The 19660-nt window shown below is 66.0% G+C and carries 22 protein-coding genes; 5 read left to right on the forward strand and 17 right to left on the reverse strand.

Going from position 1 to position 19660, the window contains the following annotated elements; genetic code table 11:
* Positions 1-18 precede the first annotated feature (18 nt).
* The 6 genes from F464_RS30250 to F464_RS0107360 form a co-directional block, all read right to left on the reverse strand.
* Positions 19-450: a hypothetical protein gene (locus F464_RS30250; RefSeq protein ID WP_084600433.1), complete on the reverse strand. Its 432-nt coding sequence runs from the start codon at positions 448-450 to the stop codon at positions 19-21.
* 10 nt (positions 451-460) lie between these two features.
* A complete protein-coding gene (locus F464_RS0107340; RefSeq protein ID WP_018989145.1) occupies positions 461-688 on the reverse strand; it encodes a helix-turn-helix domain-containing protein in 228 nt (75 codons plus the stop codon).
* A gap of 99 nt (positions 689-787) precedes the next feature.
* On the reverse strand, positions 788-1435 hold the full coding sequence (locus tag F464_RS0107345) for a hypothetical protein (protein ID WP_018989146.1): 648 nt from the start codon (positions 1433-1435) through the stop codon (positions 788-790).
* Between the two features lie 112 nt (positions 1436-1547).
* Positions 1548-2765, reverse strand: coding sequence for a tyrosine-type recombinase/integrase (locus F464_RS0107350; protein WP_018989147.1), 1218 nt, complete (start codon positions 2763-2765; stop codon positions 1548-1550).
* A gap of 434 nt (positions 2766-3199) precedes the next feature.
* Positions 3200-3988, reverse strand: a complete 789-nt coding sequence (locus tag F464_RS0107355; RefSeq protein ID WP_018989148.1) for an alpha/beta fold hydrolase — start codon at positions 3986-3988, stop codon at positions 3200-3202.
* A 4-nt stretch (positions 3989-3992) separates the two neighbouring features.
* A complete protein-coding gene (locus F464_RS0107360) occupies positions 3993-5009 on the reverse strand; it encodes a M14 family metallopeptidase (protein WP_018989149.1) in 1017 nt (338 codons plus the stop codon).
* Positions 5010-5329: 320 nt separating this feature from the next.
* Between F464_RS0107360 and F464_RS0107370 the strand changes: the two genes are divergently transcribed.
* On the forward strand, positions 5330-5569 hold the full coding sequence (locus F464_RS0107370) for a hypothetical protein (RefSeq protein ID WP_157353584.1): 240 nt from the start codon (positions 5330-5332) through the stop codon (positions 5567-5569).
* Positions 5570-5687: 118 nt separating this feature from the next.
* Here the strand turns inward: F464_RS0107370 and F464_RS0107375 are convergent, their stop codons facing one another.
* From F464_RS0107375 to otnI, 5 genes are all read right to left on the reverse strand, one after another.
* Positions 5688-6086 (reverse strand): RidA family protein, encoded by a 399-nt coding sequence (locus F464_RS0107375; protein WP_018989152.1) that lies wholly within the window; start codon positions 6084-6086, stop codon positions 5688-5690.
* A gap of 6 nt (positions 6087-6092) precedes the next feature.
* Positions 6093-6356 carry a hypothetical protein gene (locus F464_RS0107380; protein WP_018989153.1) on the reverse strand — a complete coding sequence of 88 codons (264 nt, stop codon included), beginning with the start codon at positions 6354-6356 and terminating at the stop codon, positions 6093-6095.
* A 109-nt stretch (positions 6357-6465) separates the two neighbouring features.
* Positions 6466-7494 carry a type I glyceraldehyde-3-phosphate dehydrogenase gene (locus F464_RS0107385; protein ID WP_018989154.1) on the reverse strand — a complete coding sequence of 343 codons (1029 nt, stop codon included), beginning with the start codon at positions 7492-7494 and terminating at the stop codon, positions 6466-6468.
* Between the two features lie 175 nt (positions 7495-7669).
* Entirely contained in the window at positions 7670-8107 is a 438-nt protein-coding gene (locus F464_RS0107390; RefSeq protein ID WP_018989155.1) for a hypothetical protein, read from the reverse strand.
* A gap of 260 nt (positions 8108-8367) precedes the next feature.
* The gene (gene otnI / locus F464_RS0107395) at positions 8368-9147 is read right to left on the reverse strand and encodes a 2-oxo-tetronate isomerase (protein ID WP_018989156.1); all 780 of its coding nucleotides are present in this window, start codon (positions 9145-9147) and stop codon (positions 8368-8370) included.
* A 231-nt stretch (positions 9148-9378) separates the two neighbouring features.
* Between otnI and F464_RS0107400 the strand changes: the two genes are divergently transcribed.
* The 3 genes from F464_RS0107400 (at position 9379) to F464_RS0107410 (ending at position 11863) form a co-directional block, all read left to right on the forward strand.
* A complete protein-coding gene (locus tag F464_RS0107400) occupies positions 9379-9864 on the forward strand; it encodes a bacteriohemerythrin (protein ID WP_018989157.1) in 486 nt (161 codons plus the stop codon).
* 307 nt (positions 9865-10171) lie between these two features.
* Positions 10172-10663 (forward strand): acyl-CoA thioesterase, encoded by a 492-nt coding sequence (locus tag F464_RS0107405; protein WP_018989158.1) that lies wholly within the window; start codon positions 10172-10174, stop codon positions 10661-10663.
* 48 nt (positions 10664-10711) lie between these two features.
* The gene (locus tag F464_RS0107410) at positions 10712-11863 is read left to right on the forward strand and encodes a methyltransferase (RefSeq protein WP_018989159.1); all 1152 of its coding nucleotides are present in this window, start codon (positions 10712-10714) and stop codon (positions 11861-11863) included.
* Positions 11864-11884: 21 nt separating this feature from the next.
* Here the strand turns inward: F464_RS0107410 and F464_RS0107415 are convergent, their stop codons facing one another.
* A complete protein-coding gene (locus tag F464_RS0107415) occupies positions 11885-12907 on the reverse strand; it encodes a nucleoid-associated protein (protein WP_018989160.1) in 1023 nt (340 codons plus the stop codon).
* A 67-nt stretch (positions 12908-12974) separates the two neighbouring features.
* A complete protein-coding gene (locus F464_RS0107420; RefSeq protein ID WP_018989161.1) occupies positions 12975-13526 on the reverse strand; it encodes a hypothetical protein in 552 nt (183 codons plus the stop codon).
* A 451-nt stretch (positions 13527-13977) separates the two neighbouring features.
* Here F464_RS0107420 and F464_RS0107430 point away from each other — a divergent pair, with 451 nt between their 5' ends.
* A complete protein-coding gene (locus F464_RS0107430) occupies positions 13978-15690 on the forward strand; it encodes a PAS domain S-box protein (protein WP_018989163.1) in 1713 nt (570 codons plus the stop codon).
* Between the two features lie 14 nt (positions 15691-15704).
* Here F464_RS0107430 and F464_RS0107435 read toward each other — a convergent pair whose 3' ends face one another.
* The 4 genes from F464_RS0107435 to ftsY form a co-directional block, all read right to left on the reverse strand.
* Positions 15705-16835 (reverse strand): radical SAM/SPASM domain-containing protein, encoded by a 1131-nt coding sequence (locus F464_RS0107435; protein WP_018989164.1) that lies wholly within the window; start codon positions 16833-16835, stop codon positions 15705-15707.
* A gap of 62 nt (positions 16836-16897) precedes the next feature.
* Positions 16898-17800 carry a permease-like cell division protein FtsX gene (gene ftsX, locus F464_RS0107440; protein WP_018989165.1) on the reverse strand — a complete coding sequence of 301 codons (903 nt, stop codon included), beginning with the start codon at positions 17798-17800 and terminating at the stop codon, positions 16898-16900.
* Positions 17797-18459: a cell division ATP-binding protein FtsE gene (locus F464_RS0107445; protein WP_018989166.1), complete on the reverse strand. Its 663-nt coding sequence runs from the start codon at positions 18457-18459 to the stop codon at positions 17797-17799. Before F464_RS0107445 ends, ftsX begins: the two co-directional genes overlap by 4 nt.
* Complete coding sequence (gene ftsY / locus F464_RS0107450; RefSeq protein WP_040394586.1) at positions 18456-19535, reverse strand: signal recognition particle-docking protein FtsY; 1080 nt, start codon at positions 19533-19535, stop codon at positions 18456-18458. Before ftsY ends, F464_RS0107445 begins: the two co-directional genes overlap by 4 nt.
* Positions 19536-19660: the final 125 nt, after the last annotated feature.

The following is a 19660-nucleotide window of genomic DNA, read 5'->3' on the forward strand; positions in this document are numbered from 1 at the left end:
CTCGCGCCACGATCGATGCTATGCCCCATTGAGGCCCCCTACATCGAGCGCGACTTGAATTCGACCGACCGCCAAGGAAAGGCGATCACGATCGGCCGGTGCGAACGGCCGCCCCTCCAATAGCGCGGCGCCCGCTAACATCACCACGAGCGCCTCAAAAGCAATGCAGCGCAAGACATCGGCTGCCGGAAACGGTCGGCGATGCGCGCGCAGCGGTTCATTGCCGCCAAGCCGTTCCAAGAACAGGTCGGAAACGTTGAGCCCCACGGCCCCCATCACTTCATTGACACCGCAGCCCGCGAAGCAATGAACAAGCACCCGCTCATCGTCACCTAGTCTGATTGCGAGGGAGGGGCCGCGGTCGTCATGGGCAGGACAGCAAGCCTGCCAGCGTCGTTGACCAAGCCGCCTGACTTTGTCGAGGCGAGAAAGAAGAAGATCAACGCTCATCCTCTCGCCCTCACGCCGTCGCGCCGGTGTCGCAAAGGCGGCCATCCATCCATTTGATGAGATCCGAACGACGGTACCGCACGTTGCGCCCGATCTTCACGAAGGGGAGATTGTAGCGGCCGGTGCTGCGCCATACGGCAAGAGTGCCGGGCGAGACATCGATGAACTTGGCCGCCGCTTTCTCATCGAGCAGCTCAGCTACGGTAGCAACAATTTGGTGAGGCGCTTGAGTTGGCATTATTCACATCCATTAAGGGCCGCTACGACGCGGCAAGGATGCGAACTTTGCGCAAACTAGACGAACAGCCGGCCTAAATAGGCAACGTCATCTGCCTATTTAGGCCGGCGGGAGGCCAGGGGCGATAGCTCTCGCGGCATCGAGGACCTTCCGTATCGAGTCGTCAGATATGGTCACACCGACTGCTTGAGCACCCTTCTCCAGCTCCTTTCCGCTTGGCAACTTTCCTTTCGGCCACAGCGAAAGAAGGGCTGCAACCGTCTCTAGTTGCTTGCTCTCCCGCGGAACGCGAGAAACTGAACCGTCATTAGCCGGAGGCTTTACCTTGCCCTGTTTTCCGATGGCTTCGACATCTGCAGTTCGCATAAAAATCGCAGCTAGATCTGGCCGAATGACCTTCCATCCGGAATCGTCTGGCGTCGACTCATCCCGCCAGACCATGCCATCATCGTCAGCATCAGAGAGAACCTGTGCAACCAAATCAATTTCTCCACTCTCCATAAAATACGGGATCTTTCTGCGGGGAATCGGCACATATAGGAAATGATGGACTTCAACTCTGTCGCAGTCTGGAACCCACCGTTCGCCCCCCTCATCGACGAACCTGCCCCTTGTTGCTTTACGTGTTTGGTCCAACAGCAGGTAAAGCTTAAGCTGCCCCTCCAACGCCGCGACCAGGGCAGAATCTTGATCGCACCCTAGAAATTCCACCGCCCTGTTGAGTTTCATGTAACTTGGCTTCAGCATTAATTCTCACCGCGCTCTGATTATTCCTTCACTGTAGTAACCGCTCTTGCTCCCGCAGCGGTACCCGTCATCGTATGTGGCGATCGCAATAGAATTCGCGATGTTTCCGGCTCTACCCGCCCATGCGCTTCATCGGCACCACATCAGCCCCCTCCTTGAGCCCCGCCGCCTCAAGCATCGCGGTGGTCGCAGTATTCACGGATTGACGGACAGGGTCGAGATCAAGCCGCGCATAGATCGCCGTCGCCTGCTGGCTCTTATGATTTAGGCTCTTCCCGATGATCGCAAGCGACGCGCCCGTTCGCGCCTGCCAACTTCCGAGCGTTCGTCGCAGGTCGTGTAGCGTTACCCCGTTCGCATCGCTTCTCCCGTAGGGAATGCCCGCGCGCTCCATAACTCGCATCACAGCCTTTTTCGGCTCCTGCATGTAGCCGCTCTTTCCCGCGCCAGGGAACACAAAACCGCCGCTTGTCACCTCCTTGCGCGCTTCAAGGATCGCCACCGCTTCGGGGCACAGAGTGACACTTTGCGGTTCGTCGTTCTTAGTCCGGGGAATGCGCCAAACGCTCGCGTTCAAGTTGATTTCCCGCCAGTGCATAGCGCACAGGTTCGCCCGCCGCGCGCCGGTCAGCAGCGCAAGCAGGATGAAATCGCGCATAATGTCATTCGGCTCGTCCGCCACCGCAGCGAAAAACCTCGGCAGCTCGTCGGCTTGCAGGAAGCGGTCACGGCTTACTTTCTTGCCTGCGACCTTCACACCCTGCGCCGGATTTGTTTCGAGATAGCCCCACTCGATAGCTTTGCCGAAAACACCTGATGCCAGCGCCCGAATGTTGCGCACGGTCGCCACCGATTTACCGCCCTTTTCGGCGCCCGACAGGACCCGCGCGATCATGTCACGAGTAATTGCCGTCAGCTTGTGACCGCCCATCGGCTTTTGCAAATAATCGCGAAAACGTTGCACATCGGCCGCCCATGCACGCTTCTTTTCGCCATGGCGGGCGCCATACTCTGCGAAGAACTCAGATAACGTCGGTTCCGCCTTGAACGCCCGCCGGGCTTCGGCAGGATTCGCGCCGCTTGCGAACTCGCCCAAGACCTTCTGCGCCTCGGCCCGAGCCCGCTCCACGGTCATGTCAGGAAAGGTGCCCAGCTTCACCCACGCGACCGACTGGCCGGCGCGCTTCACCACATAGAAGGTTCGCGCGCCTGCATGAGTCATACGCAGAGCCAGCTTCGGCACCTCTGTGTCGTAGATCGTCAGCCGCTTTCCTGCCGCCGGGGCCACCACCCCAAGCAACGCCGTTTTCGTGAACCTCAGACTCGCCACTTTCTCACCTCGCATCTACCGGGCTAACACCGGGCTAACACTGGCTAACAAATTTGATCATATTTCATGTTAGCCCGTTAAGATGAGTATCGTCTAAACGTCTTACAGGGTAAAGGTTTATTAAGACCCATTAACCCATAGGCTCCTCTGGAATCACGGATTCATAACCCATAGGTCGGCAGTTCGATCCTGCCCATCACCACCACGATTTCCAAGCGAAAGCCCAGCCCTCACCGGCTGGGCTTTTTGCTTTCTGGTCATCGCGGAATCATGGAGAATCGAGCAGCATCCAAGTCAGCGGCAGCGGAAGATCGCCAGTGAGCCGGCGCGGTCAAGGGAACAGGCAATCTTCCGCCGCGTAGCCCAGTATCGAGTTCTCATCGTTCGCGGCTACGGCTGTAACCCCGACCCCTTGCAGATCTTCCCGGATCTCTTCATACGCCTGATCCGACTTTGTATCGCGCACAGGTGCCTGTGCCGGAAATCCATTGCTGCACCTGCTCGGCAACCCACTGACCGTCGTCCAGCGGGATGTCGTGACCGGCCAGGGGATGAATGCTGATCGCGCAGTTCCATGCGCGTGCCAGGGCCAGGGAACACTCCACATCAACGAGCCCGTCGTTCCGGCTGGCGAGGATCAGCAGCGCCGCGGCAGGACTTTCGTTCGGCGCACGGTATCGCGCCGCCGCGCACAGCTGGCGCCATGCGTTCTTCCTCGTGACGGGATATTCCTCGCGGAAGGCGATCCACGCGTTCAGCACCTCTGCCGCGCCCACGCGTAGCCGGCTGGTGAGGAAGAGGATGTTTTCCTCCCATGCGCGTCCGTCGCCGCCGAACAGCGCCAGCTTCAGCAGTGCAGGGTAGCAGCGGGGGCGCAAACGCCGATAGAACGGACTGAACGGGCGCAGGCTGGTGTTGATCAGCACGCAGCGGGCGACCTCGCCAGGATGCGCGTGCGCCCACGCCACCGCCACCATTGCACCGAGCGACATCGCCAGCAGGTTGTACGGCGGCGCGATGCCGAGACGTGACAAGGTCTTCTGGCAATAGGCGGCGATCTCCCGCACATCGGTCGGGCTGTTCAGCTGGTGCAGCGATCCATTCCCGGGAAGATCGATCGTCACGACGCGCGAATCCGGCACGGTTCGGCGGAAGGTGTCGACGAAATCGCCCCAGTGACGCCTTTCCCGCGTCAGTCCGCGGAGGAAGATCCAGGTCTTCATCGGCTCAACGGTACCAGTGAGCGAGCGCGAGCTCGTGATGTTTCGCGTGCGCCTCGCCCTGCGGCAGCCATAGCCGGTAGCTGCACGCGGCACGCGACAGGAAATCGAGCAGCGACAGGTGGTGACGGAGTACGCGCTGCTGCCTGTGTGCGACCTGGGGATTGAAGATTCCGTGCCGGGAGAACAGCTGACGCGGATTCTTCTTGATCCACAGCCAGGCGCCCATCTCCAGCGTCAGCGGCAGGAAGATGCGCCCCGCCTTCTCGCACGCCTGCAGGTGCAGGAAATCCCACAGGTCGCCATGGGTCAGGTATTGGCGGCTTTGCGGCTCGATGACGTAGGGATGATGCGTATGCGTCTGGCGAAAGATCTCTTTCAGGGCATGGATCTCGGCGAGGTGGCGCAGCGGTGTGCGCGTGTGGGCATAGGGAAACCAGATGCGATCGATCAGCCCGAATCCCGAATGGCAGTCGAGGGCGATGCTGAAGTCCCGGGTGAGAAGTTCCTCGCGGACGATTTCGCACAGCGCGCGACTCTCGGTTTCCATGGCGTTGTGCCGACGACCACGGTACCAGGGCAGGCGGGAGCTGATCCGCTGCCCGCCGATCAACGGCGACACTCGCTCGTGAGCGTCGAGCGGCGCGTTGCGCATGAGGTCGACGCCGTTTGGATTGGCGCGCGTGCCGCGCCACATGCCGCCGGGGTTCACCAGCGGCATGAAGACCAGGCGAACGGATTCGAGCTGCCGATGCAGGGTGGAATCCCACCGCAGGCGCATCACGATATGCCGCAGGTAGGCGATCACGACGTCGGCACCTATCCTTTCCAGGCCGTGAACGCCGCCGAAGAAGCCGATCGCGGGCACCTCGCGATCCGGATTGCCCAAGGCAATCGCGTAGAGCGGAAAGCGGATGCCGGAACCTCCGTCGATTTCGGACACGACGCGCGTCTCGAGATGACCTCGCCCCGCCTCGATGACGCTTTCCAGTTCGCTCAGTTCGGAAATCGCAGTATTCGCCACGTTCGCATCGTCAGAAGAGTTCGCATGGAGGCGTGGGCGGGCCGGAGTGCCGGGAGCGGATGGCCGTGTCTTCCCGCGCTGACCGCACGCGCGTCGTCGTGCTGAAACGAGATTGCCATGTTCCCTTGATAGGGTGGGCAGAGTCAGTCATCGCAGACACCCGGGAGCGCCAATGAGGTGGAGATTCTTCGATCTGCAACGAATCATCGACGAGGTGTTCGTGGACGACTGGCTCTATCCGTGGCAGTCGAACGCCATCGGCACCGGGGCCTCGCAATGATCGCAGATACCAATTCGAACGCATGGGGAGCCTGAATTCGATGCCGGACATGCTGTTTTGCCACTGCTGCCGCCTTCACCACCCGCGCGAGCAGATGTCCCGCCATCTCACCCGGCACGGTTATCGGTGGCGCTGCCGGCGCTCGATCGAAGCTGCGCAGGGCAGCATCGCCGAACGTGATGCCTTCGGCAGGCAGCAGACGCAAATCAACGTTGATCTTGCGCGCCAGAAGGCGAAACGGCAATTCCTGTCCATGCAGGAACGACGATTATTGCCTTGAACCCGGAACCTGGATCACGGGCCCGGAGGGGTGTCGGCCCGGCCTGCGACAACCCATCCATCACATCGCCCACGCGCCGACACCTGCCGTTTCAGTGCTTCTTGCTGCACTTGTGCGACTAGCGCGACGCGAGGCGGTTCACTCTGGCCACAGCGTCAATCTGCACCTGCGCACCGAGCGGCAGGCGCGAGACTTCCACACATGAGCGCGCCGGGAAATCGGTCGCAAAGTAGTTGGCATACACCGCATTCACGGCTGAAAAGTCATCCATGTCCGTCAGGAAGACGGTCACGCGGACGACTTGGTTCAAGCTGGATCCCGCTGCGCGCAGGATCGCCTCGATGTTGTGCAGCGCTTGGTTGGCTTGCGTCACTGCGTCCGGGCCGACCAGCGAACCGGTTGCCGGATTCAGTCCGACTTGCCCCGATGTCCAGACCCACCCGTCCATGATGACGCCCTGCGAATAGGGGCCGACAGGCGTGGGGGCGTCCTTGATGAGGACGATCCGCTTGGTCATGCGCAGTCAGAGGTAACCGATGTGCTTGCGGTCCGGGCTGGAGATGACGACCTTGACGAACCGGTGCGGGATGAAGGCCTCCGATTCGATCGTCGAGCCGTCGTCCTTGACGCGTTCCGAGACGACGTGGAAGTAGTTGCGCCCTGGGTCCGCCTCCCGGCAGTAAAGGTACCTGCCGATGGATCCTTCGTGCAGGTAGTCCTTCACGACCGGCGCCAACTCGGCAAGCCCGTCCGCCGTCAGAACCAGGCAAAAGTATTTGCTCGCCATGAGATGCCTCGCAAATGGTTTCAGTCGCGGCCTTGCGACATCACTCGTCCAGAATAGTCGATGCACCACACATTCGCCCCGTCGCGCAGCGTCGGCGTCCGCACGACGCTCAACGCCCCAGCCGCTTCGCCCAGAACGCCGCGACGTCCAGCATGCGTCGCGAGAAGGCCCATTCGTTGTCGAACCACAGCATCAGGCTCACAAGACGCTCGCCGCACGCGTGCGTCTGGCTGCCGTCGACAATCGCGGAGTAGCCGTTGTGGTTGAAGTCCACCGACGCGTGCGGGCCGTCGGAGTACGCGAGCACGCCGTGGCGGTCCTCCTCGGCAACGCGCCGCATGAGGCGGTTGATCGTCTCGACCGTGGCGTTGCGCCGGAGCGTCACCGTCAGGTCGATGGCCGAGACGTTCGGCACCGGAACGCGGATCGCCTTGGCCACGATGCGCCCTTCGAGCACCGGCAGCAGGCGGGAGATGCCTTTCGCGAGGCCAGTCTGGACCGGGATCATCGACTGCATCGCCGAACGGGTCATGCGCAGGTCGGTGGCGTGGTAGCCGTCGATCACCGGCTGGTCGTTCATCACCGAGTGCAGCGTCGTCGTCAGCGCGTGCTCGATGCCGAAGGTCTGTTCGAGGATCGCGAGGATGGGCACGACGGCGTTGGTGGTGCAGGAGGCGGCCGAGACGATGCGTTCGCTGCCGTCGAGCGCCTCGTGGTTCATGCCGAACACGACGGTGCGGTCGACGTCCGCGGCGCTGTGGCCGGGGTGCGAGAGCAGCAGGCGCGGGCAGCCGGCACCGAGGAAGGCTTCGAGTTCGTGCCGGTAGCGGTAGCGTCCCGACGCCTCGACAAGGAGGTCGGCATCGCAGGCCCGCCAGTCGACGCCGTCGGGCGTGGTCGCGTGGGTGACCGCGATGTCCTGGTCGTCGATGTGCAGGCGGCCGTCACGTATGCCGACGGTGCCGGGGAAACAGCCGTGGGTCGAATCGAAGCGCGTGAGATAGGCCATGCTCTCGATGTCCGCCGGCTCGTTGATGGCGACGACGGACAGCGACTTGCGCAGCGGCGATTCGTGGAGGGCGCGCAGGAAGCAGCGGCCGATACGGCCGTAGCCGTTGATTGCGATGCGGAAACTCATTCAGGGAGGCGGGACGGTAGGCCATGCAGTTGAATGCTCAAACCGAAGCATAGCCGGAGAAAGGGGGTTACGTCGCGTTCGCCCGATACCCCGCCCCTTACGGAAGCGATACCCCCCTCACCGGACGCGCCCGTATTGCGGCGAGACACGTCCGGCAAGGGGGGGGAAACGGATCTCAGACCTGCTTCACCGACGCGCGGCAACGGTCGCTGCCGTGGTCGTCGCAGCCTGCATCGTCGGACTCCGGCTCCGGTCGGGGATCGTCGGCCCCCTTCTTGGCGACGATCGACCTGCAGCTGTCCGTGCCGTTGTCGTCGCATCCGGTGTCGTCGGGCTGAGGCTTGCGGCCTCCACCATCGTCCGCGCCCTTCTTCGCGACGATCGCATTGCAGAGGTCAGTGCCATTGTCGTCGCAGCCGGTGTCGTCCGGGCGAGGTTTCCGGCCGCCGTCGTCGGCGCCCTTCTTGGCCAACATGGTTACCGGTGCAGCGGGCATGCTCGCTTGGCTGCCTTGCGGGGACGCGGCTGCGGATACCGAGGCGGCGTAACACGCGGAGGTTGTGAAGCCGAGGACGATGATCGCTGCGGCAAGCTTGCGGGGAAGGGTTTTCATTTTGCATCTCCTGTCGGGGTTGGGGCACGGGCCGAAACGCGGACTACGATCCGAAGTCGTCGCGTCCGGTCCGACACTTCACCTATGCACTGCACGTGCCACCCCGTCGCCGCAGGCAGAAGAAATTTTCAAAAGCCTGTTTTATTTGATCTTTGTCAATTTTCAACGGCAATGCCATGCGCGCCGCCGAGCCCCCGTCGGCTCCCCGACTGCGCGACTCGCCCCATTGCATGGGGGATATCAACCACTTTCCCCGCCGGTCAGGCCCCGATTCCCCGCATCCACCCGAGCCCGTCCTCGGTCCTTCCACGGGGCCGGTATTCGCAGCCGACCCAGCCGGCGTACCCAAGTTCGTCGAGCAGGCGGAACAGGTAGCGGTAGTCGAGTTCGCCGTCGTCCGGTTCGTTGCGCGCCGGCACGCCCGCGATCTGGATGTGGCCGATGTGGTCGAGATGGCGGCGCAGCTTGGTGGCGATGTCGCCTTCCATGATCTGTGCGTGGTAGAGATCCATCTGCACCATCAGGTTGGGCTCGCCGACTTCCTCGCGGATCGCATGCGCCTCGGCCTGCGTGCTCAGGAAGTAGCCGGGCATGTCGCGCGTGTTGATCGGTTCGATCAGCACCGTGACGCCGTGCTGCGCCGCGGCCCGTGCCGCGTGGCGCAGGTTGTCGACGTAAAGGGCGCGCTGGATACCGGGCGCCGCGCCGGGCACGACGAGGCCGGCCATCACGTGCAGGCGCGGGGTGCCGAGCTCCTGCGCGTATTCCAGGGCACGGACCACGCCCGCGCGGAACTCCGCCTCGCGCCCCGGCAGCGAGGCCAAGCCGCGCTCGCCCGCGGCCCAGTCGCCCGGCGGCATGTTGAAGAGGACGTTGGCGAGCCCGCTCTCGCGCAGCCATGAGGCGACCTCGGCCGGCGCGTGCTCGTAGGGGAACAGGAATTCGACGGCCCCGAACCCGGCGCGCGCCGCTGCGGCGAAACGCTGCGGAAACGGGTGCTCAGTGAACATCATCGTCAGGTTGGCGGCAAACCTGGGCATCGCAGCTTCCTTGCGGGAGGGCGGGAGGGCGGGCGCCCCGCGGAGCGGCTATTTTCGCGGACTTTGGCGCAGCACGCCAGCACCGTCGCCGCGACGATGCCAACGGCATCCAGCATGACAGTCTACTTTCCGGCGTGCATAATCGGCTGATGCGAATCCGGGATCCGGGCGGCCCGGCGCCGCAGGCGGCCCGGATCGATCAACAATTCCAAAGCCGCACGGAGAGCACCGATGAGTCAAGTCCTGTTCGAATGGTCCGACAGTTTCAACGTCGGCATCCAGGAGATCGACGAGCAGCACCGCACCCTGGTCGACCTGCTCAACCAGCTGCACGCGGCGATCCGCGACCACCGGGGCAGCCAGGCCTGTCGCGAGATCCTCGACCAGCTGGCCGACTACACGCGCACCCACTTCCTTCTGGAAGAAAGCCTGATGCGCGTATCGCACTATCCCGGCTTCGAGCTGCACAAGCAGCAGCACGAAGACCTCATCGGCCAGGTCCAGTCGCTGCAGGACAAGCTGGACAGCGGCCAGGCGTCGATCAGCTTCGAGCTGCTGCACTTCCTGCAGGTGTGGCTCACGAAGCACATCAACGAGAGCGACAAGCGCTTCGGCAACCACTTCGCGCGCAACACCAACCTGCAGGGCTATTCGGAGTGGTCCGAGGAGGTGAAGACGACTATGAAGAAAAAGAAGTGGTGGTGGAAGTTCTGGTAAACGCCGAAGCGGCCGCCTGACCCGCTGCGCGCCTGCCTCTCCGGACAGGCCGTGCGCGCGACTCATCCTGCGGGCCGCCGGCAAAGGTGGCCCGCCTGTCGTTTACGCGCCAGAGCTTGCGCCCCCGCCCCAGCCTCGTCGGAAACGTCCGCGACCGGGCCCGCCGGGCAAATCCGCGCCGGCGCCCATTTGCCCCGCGCCGCGCGAGGGATCAGAATCCGCATCGGCCCGATCTTCACCGGCCCAACCAGCATTACAGACCCTGACGACAGGGCATCTTCACCAATCCCGTACAACGAGAGTACCGATGGACCTACCCGCACACCAACTCACGATGACCGTGCTGATGACGCCGGACATGGCGAACTTCTCCGGCAAGGTGCACGGCGGCGCCGTGCTCAAGCTGCTCGACCAGGTCGCCTACGCCTGCGCGAGCCGCTACGCCGCGCGCTACGTCGTCACGCTGTCGGTGGACCAGGTGATGTTCCGCCAGCCCATCCTGGTCGGCGAGCTGGTGACCTTCCTCGCGAGCGTCAACTACACCGGCACGTCGTCGATGGAAGTCGGCGTCAAGGTGGTTGCGGAGAATATCCGCACCCAGGAAGTGCGCCACGCCAACAGCTGCTTCTTCACGATGGTCGCGGTGGACGACGACGGCAAGCCGGTGGCGGTGCCGCCGCTGCGCCCCTTCAGCCCGAAGGAGAAGCGGCGCTTCGAGGCGGCCGAGGCGCGCAAGGCGCTGCGGCTGGAGCTCGAACGGCGCTTCGCCGAGACCCACGGTTCGGCCGACCCGGCCTGAAGCCGCCCCTGCGCCCCGCGGGTGGCGCAGTCATTCAAAGGAAACCCCATGCAAGATCACCCGCAAATCGTGTGGCAGGACGAGGCCGGCACTCCGCATTCGGCGCGCTGGCGCTCGGAAAGCGGCAGTCCGCCCCCGCGGCGCGTCGTGCTCGCCGACGATCAGACCCCCGCCGACCAGGCCTACCGGCTCGCGTGCGAGGGCACGGCGCTGCTGTACCGCGGCGACTTCCACAACGCGAAGCTGCTGCTGCAGGCGATGGCGCGGCGCATCGACCGCAAATCGGGCCGCCCCGGCAAGCCGGCCCCAGCGAAGAGCACGACGGAGCGCTTCCACCTGCACCGCCAGGCGCAGGCGCAGCGCGCCCGTGTGCTGGGCATGCTGCTGCTGCCCTTCGAGGCCGGCCACGGCCTGCCGCTGCGCCGTGCGCCGGACGTGCGGCAGGCCTGCCTCGAAGCCTACGGCGCAGCCGACGAAGCGTATGTCGCGTCGCTGCGCGAGCTGCTGGGCCTGATCGGCGCGCACGAATGGCGCAAGAAGGGCGTTCCCGTCCCGGCGCTGGATGCGGCCATCCACCCGCATTACGGCGTGTTCTCGCCGGTGCGCGGGGAATACGTCGATCTCGTCGCCCGGGCGCCCCTGCCCGCGGCCTTGTCGGGCGACGCGGCGGCCTTCGACGTGGGAACCGGCACGGGCGTGATCGCCGCAGTGCTCGCGCGCCGCGGCGTCGCACACATCGTCGCGACCGACCAGGATCCGCGCGCACTGGCCTGCGCAAACGAGAACATCGCGCGTCTCGGCTATGCGCGACAGGTCGAGGTCGTGCAGGCCGACATGTTCCCCGAAGGCCGTGCGGCGCTGGTCGTGTGCAACCCGCCGTGGGTGCCGGCACGCCCGAGTTCGCCGATCGAATACGCCGTATACGACCCCGACAGCCGCATGCTGCGCGCCTTTCTCGGCGGCCTCGCGGCGCATCTGGCCCCCGGCGGCGAAGGCTGGCTGATCCTGTCGGACCTCGCCGAACATCTGGGCCTGCGCTCGCGCGAGGAGCTGCTCGCGGCGATCAAGGCCGGCGGCCTGCAGGTGATCGAACGGCTCGATGCGCGCCCCCGGCACGGCAAGGCGAGCGACGCGGACGACCCGCTGCACGCGGCGCGGGCCGCGGAAGTCACGTCGCTGTGGCGCCTCGCCGCACGCTGAGCGGCGCGGCCCGCCGGCGCGTCATTCGTCCTGCAGCATGCGCTTGAGGTAATCCGGCAGGCCCGACAGCACCAGCGTGTCTGAGCTGCGGTCGTAGTGCACGGCGCCCGAGTGCAGGCTGGCGCGGTCGAATTCGAGCTTCCACTGTTCGCCGGCGGCGCGGAAGCGCACCAGCGGGCGGATCGCGCGGCGGTCGGGAACGAAGCCGCTGGCGAGCGGCGCCTCGCCGGATGAGAGGGCCGCGTCGAGGCGCTCGGGCTGCTCGGGCCACACCTTGCGCGCGATCTCGTCGAGCGCGAGCGGCGAACCGGCCTCGCCCAGCTCGTCGAGGTAGCCGTGCGCGCGTTCGAGCATCGCGTCGCGCGCGGGCGCCTCCAAGCGCTGCGTGTCGGCGAAGTCGGACAGACGCTGCACGAGCTTCTTCGTCTCCTTCAGCGCGATCACGACGTCGCCGCAGCCGAGGAAGCGCTTGAACCACGGTGCGACGTCGCCACGCCCCTTGAGGAAGCTGACGTAGCGCTCGTCGCCGCGCTGCCAGCCGCTGAGGTCGATGCGCCCCACCGCGGGCAGCGCCGAGAAGTCGAGGTGCAGGCAGTCGACGATATCCAGCGCCCCCGTGACGGCGCTGCCGACCGCCTCGCCGACCACGGCGATCCACAGGCAGTCGGTCGCACCTTCGAGGATGCGCGCGATCACGACGTAGCCGCTGACCTCGGCGCCTTCCTCGTCCGCGCACAGGCGCAGCGCGTCCATCATGCGATGCGACAGCGCGGCGAATTCGAGGCGCTTGTCGACGACGTGTTCGCGCACGAGACGCGGCAGCGGCGTGTCCGCCCCGGCCTCCCCCGCCCCGTCCTCCGCGAAGCGCCCGTAGCCCCTGCTGCTGCGGTCCGCGTAGTGGCCGCACAGGCGCTCGACCAGGCGCACCGCGGCATCGTCGACGCGGCAGGCGCCGTCGCGCAGCTCGGCGCTCGCGGGACTTTCGCCGGAGCGGTGGAGCTTGTGGACGACGAGGTGGGTGATGGTGTGCTGGATCGGGCTCATGGCGGCATCTCGTGCAGGCGGGGGCGCGATTCTCGCACGCCCCGGCCCGCGCGGGACCGCCTTCGCGTCACTGATGCCAGGCGTTGAAGCGCGCTTCGGCCTGTTCGAACAGGGCCTTCACCTTCTCCACCTCCCACGGCTCTTCGGCGAGCGTTTCGTGGTCCCACAGGCTGCGCGGCTGCGGCGGGGCGAAGAAATCGCCGCCATAAACGTGGATCGCGCAGGTCATCTTGCCGATCGGGTTGAGCACCGAATGGATCGCGTCGCGCTCGAGCGAAGTGACGTCCCCCGCACCCAGCGAGGCCGCGCCGACCGCTTCGATGCTGCCCGCCTTCCGGCGCCAGAAGACGTTGTCCTCCCGCCCGGCGTAGATCCCGACCACCGAGTACATGTGGTGGTCGTGCGGCATCAGGCTCATGCACGGCGCCCAGACGAAGTTGATGATCGTGAGTTCCGGCGAACGGTGCAGCGCGTTGATACCCGCATGCTTCGGCTCGCCGAGCGCGGCCATGACCTCCGCGCCATCCGACACCGCCTCCGCCACCAGCTCGCGCAGGGCCGCGGGCCCTTCGGCCACTGCTTTGGCGCAGTCCTCGATGAATTGCTCCCTGTCGAACATGATCGATGCTCCAGTCTCGATCCACGTTCCCCTGGCGCAGACGACCCGCCGCCCCGCCCCGTGAATCCGTTCCGTCCCTTGCCGCAGGCTCCGCCCTCATGCGGGCAGTCCGCGATTCATTATTAATAGGACACACCGGCGGGCCGGTCCAGCGACGTACGCGGCCCGTCTCACCTCGATGTCTTTTCCAGTTCGTCGAACAGCCAGTCCTGGAAGCTGCGGATCCTGGGCAACTCGGCGCGCGCTTCTCGGGCACTGATCGCCCGCCAGCCCCACACGCCGTCCGGTTGGCTTACGATGTCTCTCTCGGATGCAGCCCGCAGCCCCGCCCCGGGGAACCGATCGGCGCTGCGCCGGATCAACAACAGGCACACCACAAGAACAGGACGACGGAGCGGGCGCGCGGGTACGGAACACCCGCAGGTTCCGCTACTGCCGCGGAGGGGCCTCGATGGAAGGACTCGGCACGTCGCACGCAGCGGAAATCGCCCGCCTCAAGGAAGAGCTTGCCCGCTGCAAGGCGGGCGAAGAGCAGGCGCGCCAGCTCATCGAGACGGCCCCCGACGCGATCGTCGTCGTGGACAACGGCGGCCGCATCCTCCTCGTCAATGCGCAGACCGAGCGCCTCTTCGGCTATGCGCGTGAGGAACTCGTCGGCCAGTCGATCGAGGTGCTGGTCCCGCAGCAATTGCGCGGCACCCACGTCGGCAAGCGCGACGCCTACATCGGCAAACCCTCCGTGCGCCCGATGGGCACCGGGCTGGACCTCGCCGGCCAGCGCAAGGACGGCTCGCAGGTGCCGATCGAAATCAGCCTCAGCCCGCTCGGCAACGGCGACAACGTGCTCGTCTCCGCGGCGATCCGCGATATTTCGGAGCGCCGCGCCGCGCAGGAGGCGCTGCGCCTGGCGCACGACGAACTCGAACTGCGCGTGCGCGAGCGCACTGCGGAACTCGAGCAGGCCAATCGCGCACTGCAGTCCGAGATGGCGGACCGCGCCGCGGCCGAGCGCGCGCTCCATCAGGCACAGAAGATGGAGGCCGTAGGGCAACTCACCGGCGGCATCGCCCACGACTTCAACAACCTGCTGACGGTCGTGATGGGCAACCTGCAACTCCTCGCACGCCGCGTGCAGAACGACCCCACAGCGGTCGAGCTCATCAAGGGCGCGACGGACGCAGCCTGGCGCGGCGCCGAGCTCAACCGGCGCCTGCTCGCGTTCTCGCGCAAGCAGCGCCTGGCCCCCGTGCCGCTGGATCTCAACGATCTCATCGCAGGCATGACCAGCCTGCTGCGGCGCAGCCTCGGCGAGCATATCAACATCAAGTTCCATCCGGCCACGGACCTGCCGCCGGCCCTCGCCGACGTCACCCAACTCGAATCGGCGCTGCTGAACCTTGCGGTCAATGCGCGCGACGCGATGCCCGACGGGGGCACCCTGACGATCGAGTCGGACGCCGTGAGCCTCGACGAACACTACGCGGCGCTGGAGAACGACGTGAAGCCCGGCGCCTACGTGATGCTGGCCGTATCGGACACCGGCTGCGGCATGCCGTCAGAGGTTCTCCAGCGCGCCTTCGACCCCTTCTTCACGACCAAGGAAACCGGCAAGGGCAGCGGCCTCGGCCTCGCGATGGTGTACGGCTTCGTCAAGCAGTCGGGGGGCCACGTGAAGATCTACAGCGAACCGGGCACAGGGACCACGGTGAAGCTCTTCCTCCCGATCGTCACCCGCCCGGCAGGCACACTGCCCACCGACGCCCCCGCTCCCCGCCCCGACGCGTCGGGCTGCGAGACCATCCTCGTCGTCGAGGACGAGGACGACGTGCGCGAACTCGTGTGCCGCGTGCTGGGGGGCCTCGGCTACCGCATGCTTCAGGCCCCCGAAGGCAGGACGGCGCTCGCGCTCCTCTCGCAGCATCCCGGCATCGACCTGCTCCTCACCGACGTCATCCTGTCCGGCGGCATGAACGGCCCGGAGATCGCCCGGCAAGCGCGGCAACTGCGCCCGGACCTGAAGCTGCTCTATACCTCGGGCTACACCGGCAACGCCCTGCTGGAGCTGGAAGCCATTCCCGGCGAGTTCCGCATGATCAGCAAGCCCTACGTGATCGAGGATCTCGCGCAGATGGTGCGCGAAGTCCTCGATACCCGGCCCGTATAGGCTTCAGGGCATCCTCAGGGCATGACCTCGACGTACTCGTAGATCTCGCAGTCCGAGATCTCGCGCCGCACCGGCAGCGCGGCCCGCGCGTACCACGCATGCGGATCGCGCCGGTCGATCTCGGCGCCCATGAACTTCACGAGCTCGCAGATCGGCTCGACGACCTGCTCGCGGTAGGGCGCATCGTCGAGCACATAGCCCACGTACAGGTTCTTCATGCAGTTGCGGCGGCAAAAGGACAGCGCCTCGCAGCCCTCGCAGGGCATCTCCGGCGCCGGCTGCAGCGGGCTCGGCCTGAGCCAGTTCGCGTTCAGGTCGCCGCTCTGCAGCTCGGGCAGATGCGTGAGATCCGGGCAGGGGAAGATGCGCCCGTCCGGCAGGATGTTGAGGATGTGCGTCGACGAGCGGCACTGCGTATGCCCGCTGCACGCTTCGCGCGCACGCGAGGGCAGCACCATGTTGCGCACCGTGCCCATCAGCGGGATGAAGGGATAGAGCCCGTCGGTCGTGAAGAACCTGTCGATCAGCTGCACCAGCGCCGCCTTCTTGCGCCGCATGTTCTCCGCATCGTAGAAACCCTCGGCCTGCGCGAACTGCCAATACACGTAGTCGAAGGTCGGCAGCAGGCTGTCGAGTTCCTCGAAGCTGATGTCCTCGTGCCCCCAGGTCACGCGCGCGGTGAGCTTGCCGCCGAGCTTGGGGCGGATCTTCGCGATGTTCGAGGTCACCTTGCGATACACGCCGCGGCCGCGGTAGTGGTCGGTCGTATTCTCGGCGCCATCCACCGACACCAGCACGTTCGACAGCTTCGCCAGCACCGCGTCGGGTAGGCGGTGCAGCAGCGTGCCGTTGGTCTGCAGCTGGAAGCGCCAGGTCGGGTGACGCTCCATCAGGCCGACGATGAAGGGGATGTTGAGCGTCGGCTCGCCGCCGTAGAAGGTGACGTAGATCTCCTTGTCGGCGAGGTGCGTCGCGACGAAGGCATCCAGCGTATCGAGCGAATACTGCGCCTTGCCCTGCGAGCCGACGACGTCGCCGACCGCGATCGAGCAGTATGAGCACTTCAGGTTGCACGTCAGCGTCGTGAAGATGTTCAGCTCGACGCGGTTGCCGACGATGGGCGAACGCAGTTCCGGCGCATTCATGTGCGATCCCGATGAAAGATTTCCCCCCAACATTGGGGGCGGAGATTATAGCGGCGCCCGGCTCAGGTCAGGCGCTCGGCTAGGTGCCGGCGCACCGAGATCGCGCTGCCGAACCAGCCGAGGAAGGCCGCGAAGCCGAGGATCGCCGCGCTCTCCAGCGGCCCCGGCCCGGTCAGCGCAAATACCGCACCGTAGGTCTCAGCGAGGCTCGCGACCGGACGGCCCAGCGCCTGCACGGTCGCCCACACGGTCGCGAGCGCCACGCAGCCGCCGAGCAGGCCCTGCAGGCTGCCGAACCAGTAGAACGGACGGCGGATGAAGGGATCGGTCGCCCCCAGCAGGCGGCTCACGTCGATCTCGTGCCTTTGCGTGAGGATCTGCAGCCGGATCGTGTTGAAGGTGACGATCACCAGCGCAAAGCCCAGCAGCCCCGCGAGCAGCAGCACCGCCGAACGGCCCAGCCCCAGCAGCGCGTGCAGGCGCTTCACCCACGCGGAATCGAGCTGCACGTGCGCGACCCCCGGCCAGGCGGCGAAACGCGCGTACAGGCCGTCGTAGACCGCGGGATCCTCGCCGCGCGGCGTGACGATGAAGGCATCCGGCAGCGGATTGGCGGTGAGTCCGCCGAGCACGTCGCCCAGCCCGCTCTTCTCGAGCTGGCGCAAGGCCTCGTCCTTCGTCACATGGCGGTAGCCCGCAAGCTGCGCATCGCCACGCAGTCGCTTTTCGGCCGCGGCGATGTCCTCGGCGGACGCGTCCTGCGCCATGAAGACGCTGATCTCGGGGGCCCCCGACACGCCGCGCGCCAGCGAGGCGACATTGTCGATCAGCAAATAGCCCGCGGCCGGCAGCGACAGCGCGATGCCCACGACCAGCGCCGACAGCAAGGTGCCCAGCGGCTGCGAGGCGAGGCGCTGCAGCGCCTGCATAAAGGCCCGGCCGTGCAGGTAGAACCAGTTCATCATGCCCCCGCCCCCTGCAGCAACCCCTTGCTCAGCACCAGGCGGCGCGGGCTGTGCTGCGCGAACAGGCGCTCGTCGTGCGTCGACACCAGCACCGTGACCCCCGCAGCGTTGAAGGACTTGAACAGGCTCGCGATCTCGTCCGCGTAGGCGGTGTCGAGGTGGGCCGTCGGTTCGTCGGCGATCAGGATGGACGGGCGATTCACGATCGCCCGCGCAATCGCGACGCGCTGCTGCTCGCCGCCCGACAGCCCCGCCGGCAGCTCGCGGCCGCGCCCGGCCAGCCCGACGCGCTCGAGCGCCGCCGCCACGCGCTTCACCGCATCGCGCGGCGGATGCCCGGTGATCACCAGCGGCAGCATCACGTTGTCGTGCACGCTGCGGTCGTACAGCAGGCGGTGCTCCTGCAGCACCAGGCCCAGGTTGCGGCGCAGGTAGGGAATCGCGCGCGGGCGCAACGCAGAGACGTCCTGCCCGTTGATGCTTACGCTGCCCGAACTCGGCCGCTCGATCGCGGCGATCAGCTTCAGCAGCGTGCTCTTGCCCGCCCCCGAGTGGCCCGACAGCACCGCCAGCTCGCCGTGGCGGATCTCGAAGCTGACCCCGGCCAGCGCCGTATAGCCGCCGGGATACTGCTTCACGACTTCATTGAAGACGATCATGCCGCGCCGCCGGCTCCTGCGACGGGTTCGAACAGCGCATCGACGAACTCGCGCGCCTTGAACGGCTGCAGGTCGTCGATGCCCTCGCCGACGCCGATGAAGCGCAGCGGACGCGGATACTGGCGCGCGATCGCCGCGACAACGCCGCCCTTCGCAGTGCCGTCGAGCTTCGTGACGACCAGCCCGGTGACGCCGATCGACGCATCGAAAGCCTTCACCTGCGCCAGCGCGTTCTGGCCGATGTTCGCATCCAGCACCAGCAGCACCTCGTGCGGGCCCGAAGGCTCGGCCTTCGCGATCACGCGGCGTACCTTGGCGATCTCCTCCATCAGGTGGAGCTGCGTCGGCAGCCGCCCCGCGGTGTCCGCCAGCACGACGTCGATGCCGCGCGCCTTGGCAGCGTTGATCGCGTCGAAGATCACCGCCGCCGCGTCGCCGCCTTCCTGCGCGATCACCGTCACGTTGTTGCGCTCGCCCCAGGTCGTCAGCTGCTCGCGCGCCGCCGCACGGAAGGTGTCGCCGGCCGCGAGCAGCACGCTCTTGCCCTGCAACTGGAAGTATTTCGCCAGCTTGCCGATCGAAGTCGTCTTCCCGGAGCCATTCACGCCCGCGATCATGATGATGTAGGGCGAATGCCCGGAAACCTCCAGCGGCTGCTCGAGCGGGGCAAGGATCGCGAGGAGTTCCTCGGCCAGCGCCCCCTGCAACTGGTCCGCGGTCTCGAGCTTGTCGCGCTTCCAGCGCTTGCGCAGCGCGTCCAGCAGGTGCTGGGTCGCATCCACGCCGCAGTCGGCCATCAACAGCGTCGCTTCGAGCTCTTCGAGCAGATCCTCGTCGATCTTGCGCCGACCGAACAGGCTCGCGAGCCCGCCGCCGATCTGCAGCCGCGTGCGGGACAGGCCCGCCTTGAGGCGGTCCGTCCACGAACGCTTAACCGCCGGCTCCGCCGCGGGCGCCGGAATCGACGCCGCCATCGACGCCGATGAGGGGGCCTCGACTGCGGCCGGGGGCGCGGGCTCGGCCTGCGGCTGCGCCGCCGGTTCGGGCTTCGGGGACTTCTTCAGGAAACCAAACATGCTCACTTGGGTCTCTTGTGAGGTTTTAACGACGGCGGACGCCAGGCCGCCAATAACGCTAAGATGCGGCTTCGCGCCGAATCGGATGCCCGGATCGCGGGTCACGTGAACCGCAAATTCTACCA

This window comes from Aromatoleum toluclasticum ATCC 700605, assembly GCF_000378245.1.
In the GTDB taxonomy this organism is placed as follows: Bacteria; Pseudomonadota; Gammaproteobacteria; order Burkholderiales; family Rhodocyclaceae; genus Aromatoleum; species Aromatoleum toluclasticum.

What these genes read in the sequence shown, in the direction of transcription:
- F464_RS30250 (WP_084600433.1), bottom strand. Translation starts at nt 450, where the DNA reads ATGAGCGTTGATCTTCTTCTTTCTCGCCTCGACAAAGTCAGGCGGCTT.
- F464_RS0107340 (WP_018989145.1), bottom strand. Translation starts at nt 688, where the DNA reads ATGCCAACTCAAGCGCCTCACCAAATTGTTGCTACCGTAGCTGAGCTG.
- F464_RS0107345 (WP_018989146.1), bottom strand. Translation starts at nt 1,435, where the DNA reads ATGCTGAAGCCAAGTTACATGAAACTCAACAGGGCGGTGGAATTTCTA.
- F464_RS0107355 (WP_018989148.1), bottom strand. Translation starts at nt 3,988, where the DNA reads ATGAAGACCTGGATCTTCCTCCGCGGACTGACGCGGGAAAGGCGTCAC.
- F464_RS0107370 (WP_157353584.1), top strand. Translation starts at nt 5,330, where the DNA reads ATGCCGGACATGCTGTTTTGCCACTGCTGCCGCCTTCACCACCCGCGC.
- F464_RS0107375 (WP_018989152.1), bottom strand. Translation starts at nt 6,086, where the DNA reads ATGACCAAGCGGATCGTCCTCATCAAGGACGCCCCCACGCCTGTCGGC.
- F464_RS0107380 (WP_018989153.1), bottom strand. Translation starts at nt 6,356, where the DNA reads ATGGCGAGCAAATACTTTTGCCTGGTTCTGACGGCGGACGGGCTTGCC.
- F464_RS0107385 (WP_018989154.1), bottom strand. Translation starts at nt 7,494, where the DNA reads ATGAGTTTCCGCATCGCAATCAACGGCTACGGCCGTATCGGCCGCTGC.
- F464_RS0107390 (WP_018989155.1), bottom strand. Translation starts at nt 8,107, where the DNA reads ATGAAAACCCTTCCCCGCAAGCTTGCCGCAGCGATCATCGTCCTCGGC.
- otnI (WP_018989156.1), bottom strand. Translation starts at nt 9,147, where the DNA reads ATGCCCAGGTTTGCCGCCAACCTGACGATGATGTTCACTGAGCACCCG.
- F464_RS0107400 (WP_018989157.1), top strand. Translation starts at nt 9,379, where the DNA reads ATGAGTCAAGTCCTGTTCGAATGGTCCGACAGTTTCAACGTCGGCATC.
- F464_RS0107405 (WP_018989158.1), top strand. Translation starts at nt 10,172, where the DNA reads ATGGACCTACCCGCACACCAACTCACGATGACCGTGCTGATGACGCCG.
- F464_RS0107410 (WP_018989159.1), top strand. Translation starts at nt 10,712, where the DNA reads ATGCAAGATCACCCGCAAATCGTGTGGCAGGACGAGGCCGGCACTCCG.
- F464_RS0107415 (WP_018989160.1), bottom strand. Translation starts at nt 12,907, where the DNA reads ATGAGCCCGATCCAGCACACCATCACCCACCTCGTCGTCCACAAGCTC.
- F464_RS0107420 (WP_018989161.1), bottom strand. Translation starts at nt 13,526, where the DNA reads ATGTTCGACAGGGAGCAATTCATCGAGGACTGCGCCAAAGCAGTGGCC.
- F464_RS0107430 (WP_018989163.1), top strand. Translation starts at nt 13,978, where the DNA reads ATGGAAGGACTCGGCACGTCGCACGCAGCGGAAATCGCCCGCCTCAAG.
- F464_RS0107435 (WP_018989164.1), bottom strand. Translation starts at nt 16,835, where the DNA reads ATGAATGCGCCGGAACTGCGTTCGCCCATCGTCGGCAACCGCGTCGAG.
- ftsX (WP_018989165.1), bottom strand. Translation starts at nt 17,800, where the DNA reads ATGATGAACTGGTTCTACCTGCACGGCCGGGCCTTTATGCAGGCGCTG.
- F464_RS0107445 (WP_018989166.1), bottom strand. Translation starts at nt 18,459, where the DNA reads ATGATCGTCTTCAATGAAGTCGTGAAGCAGTATCCCGGCGGCTATACG.
- ftsY (WP_040394586.1), bottom strand. Translation starts at nt 19,535, where the DNA reads ATGTTTGGTTTCCTGAAGAAGTCCCCGAAGCCCGAACCGGCGGCGCAG.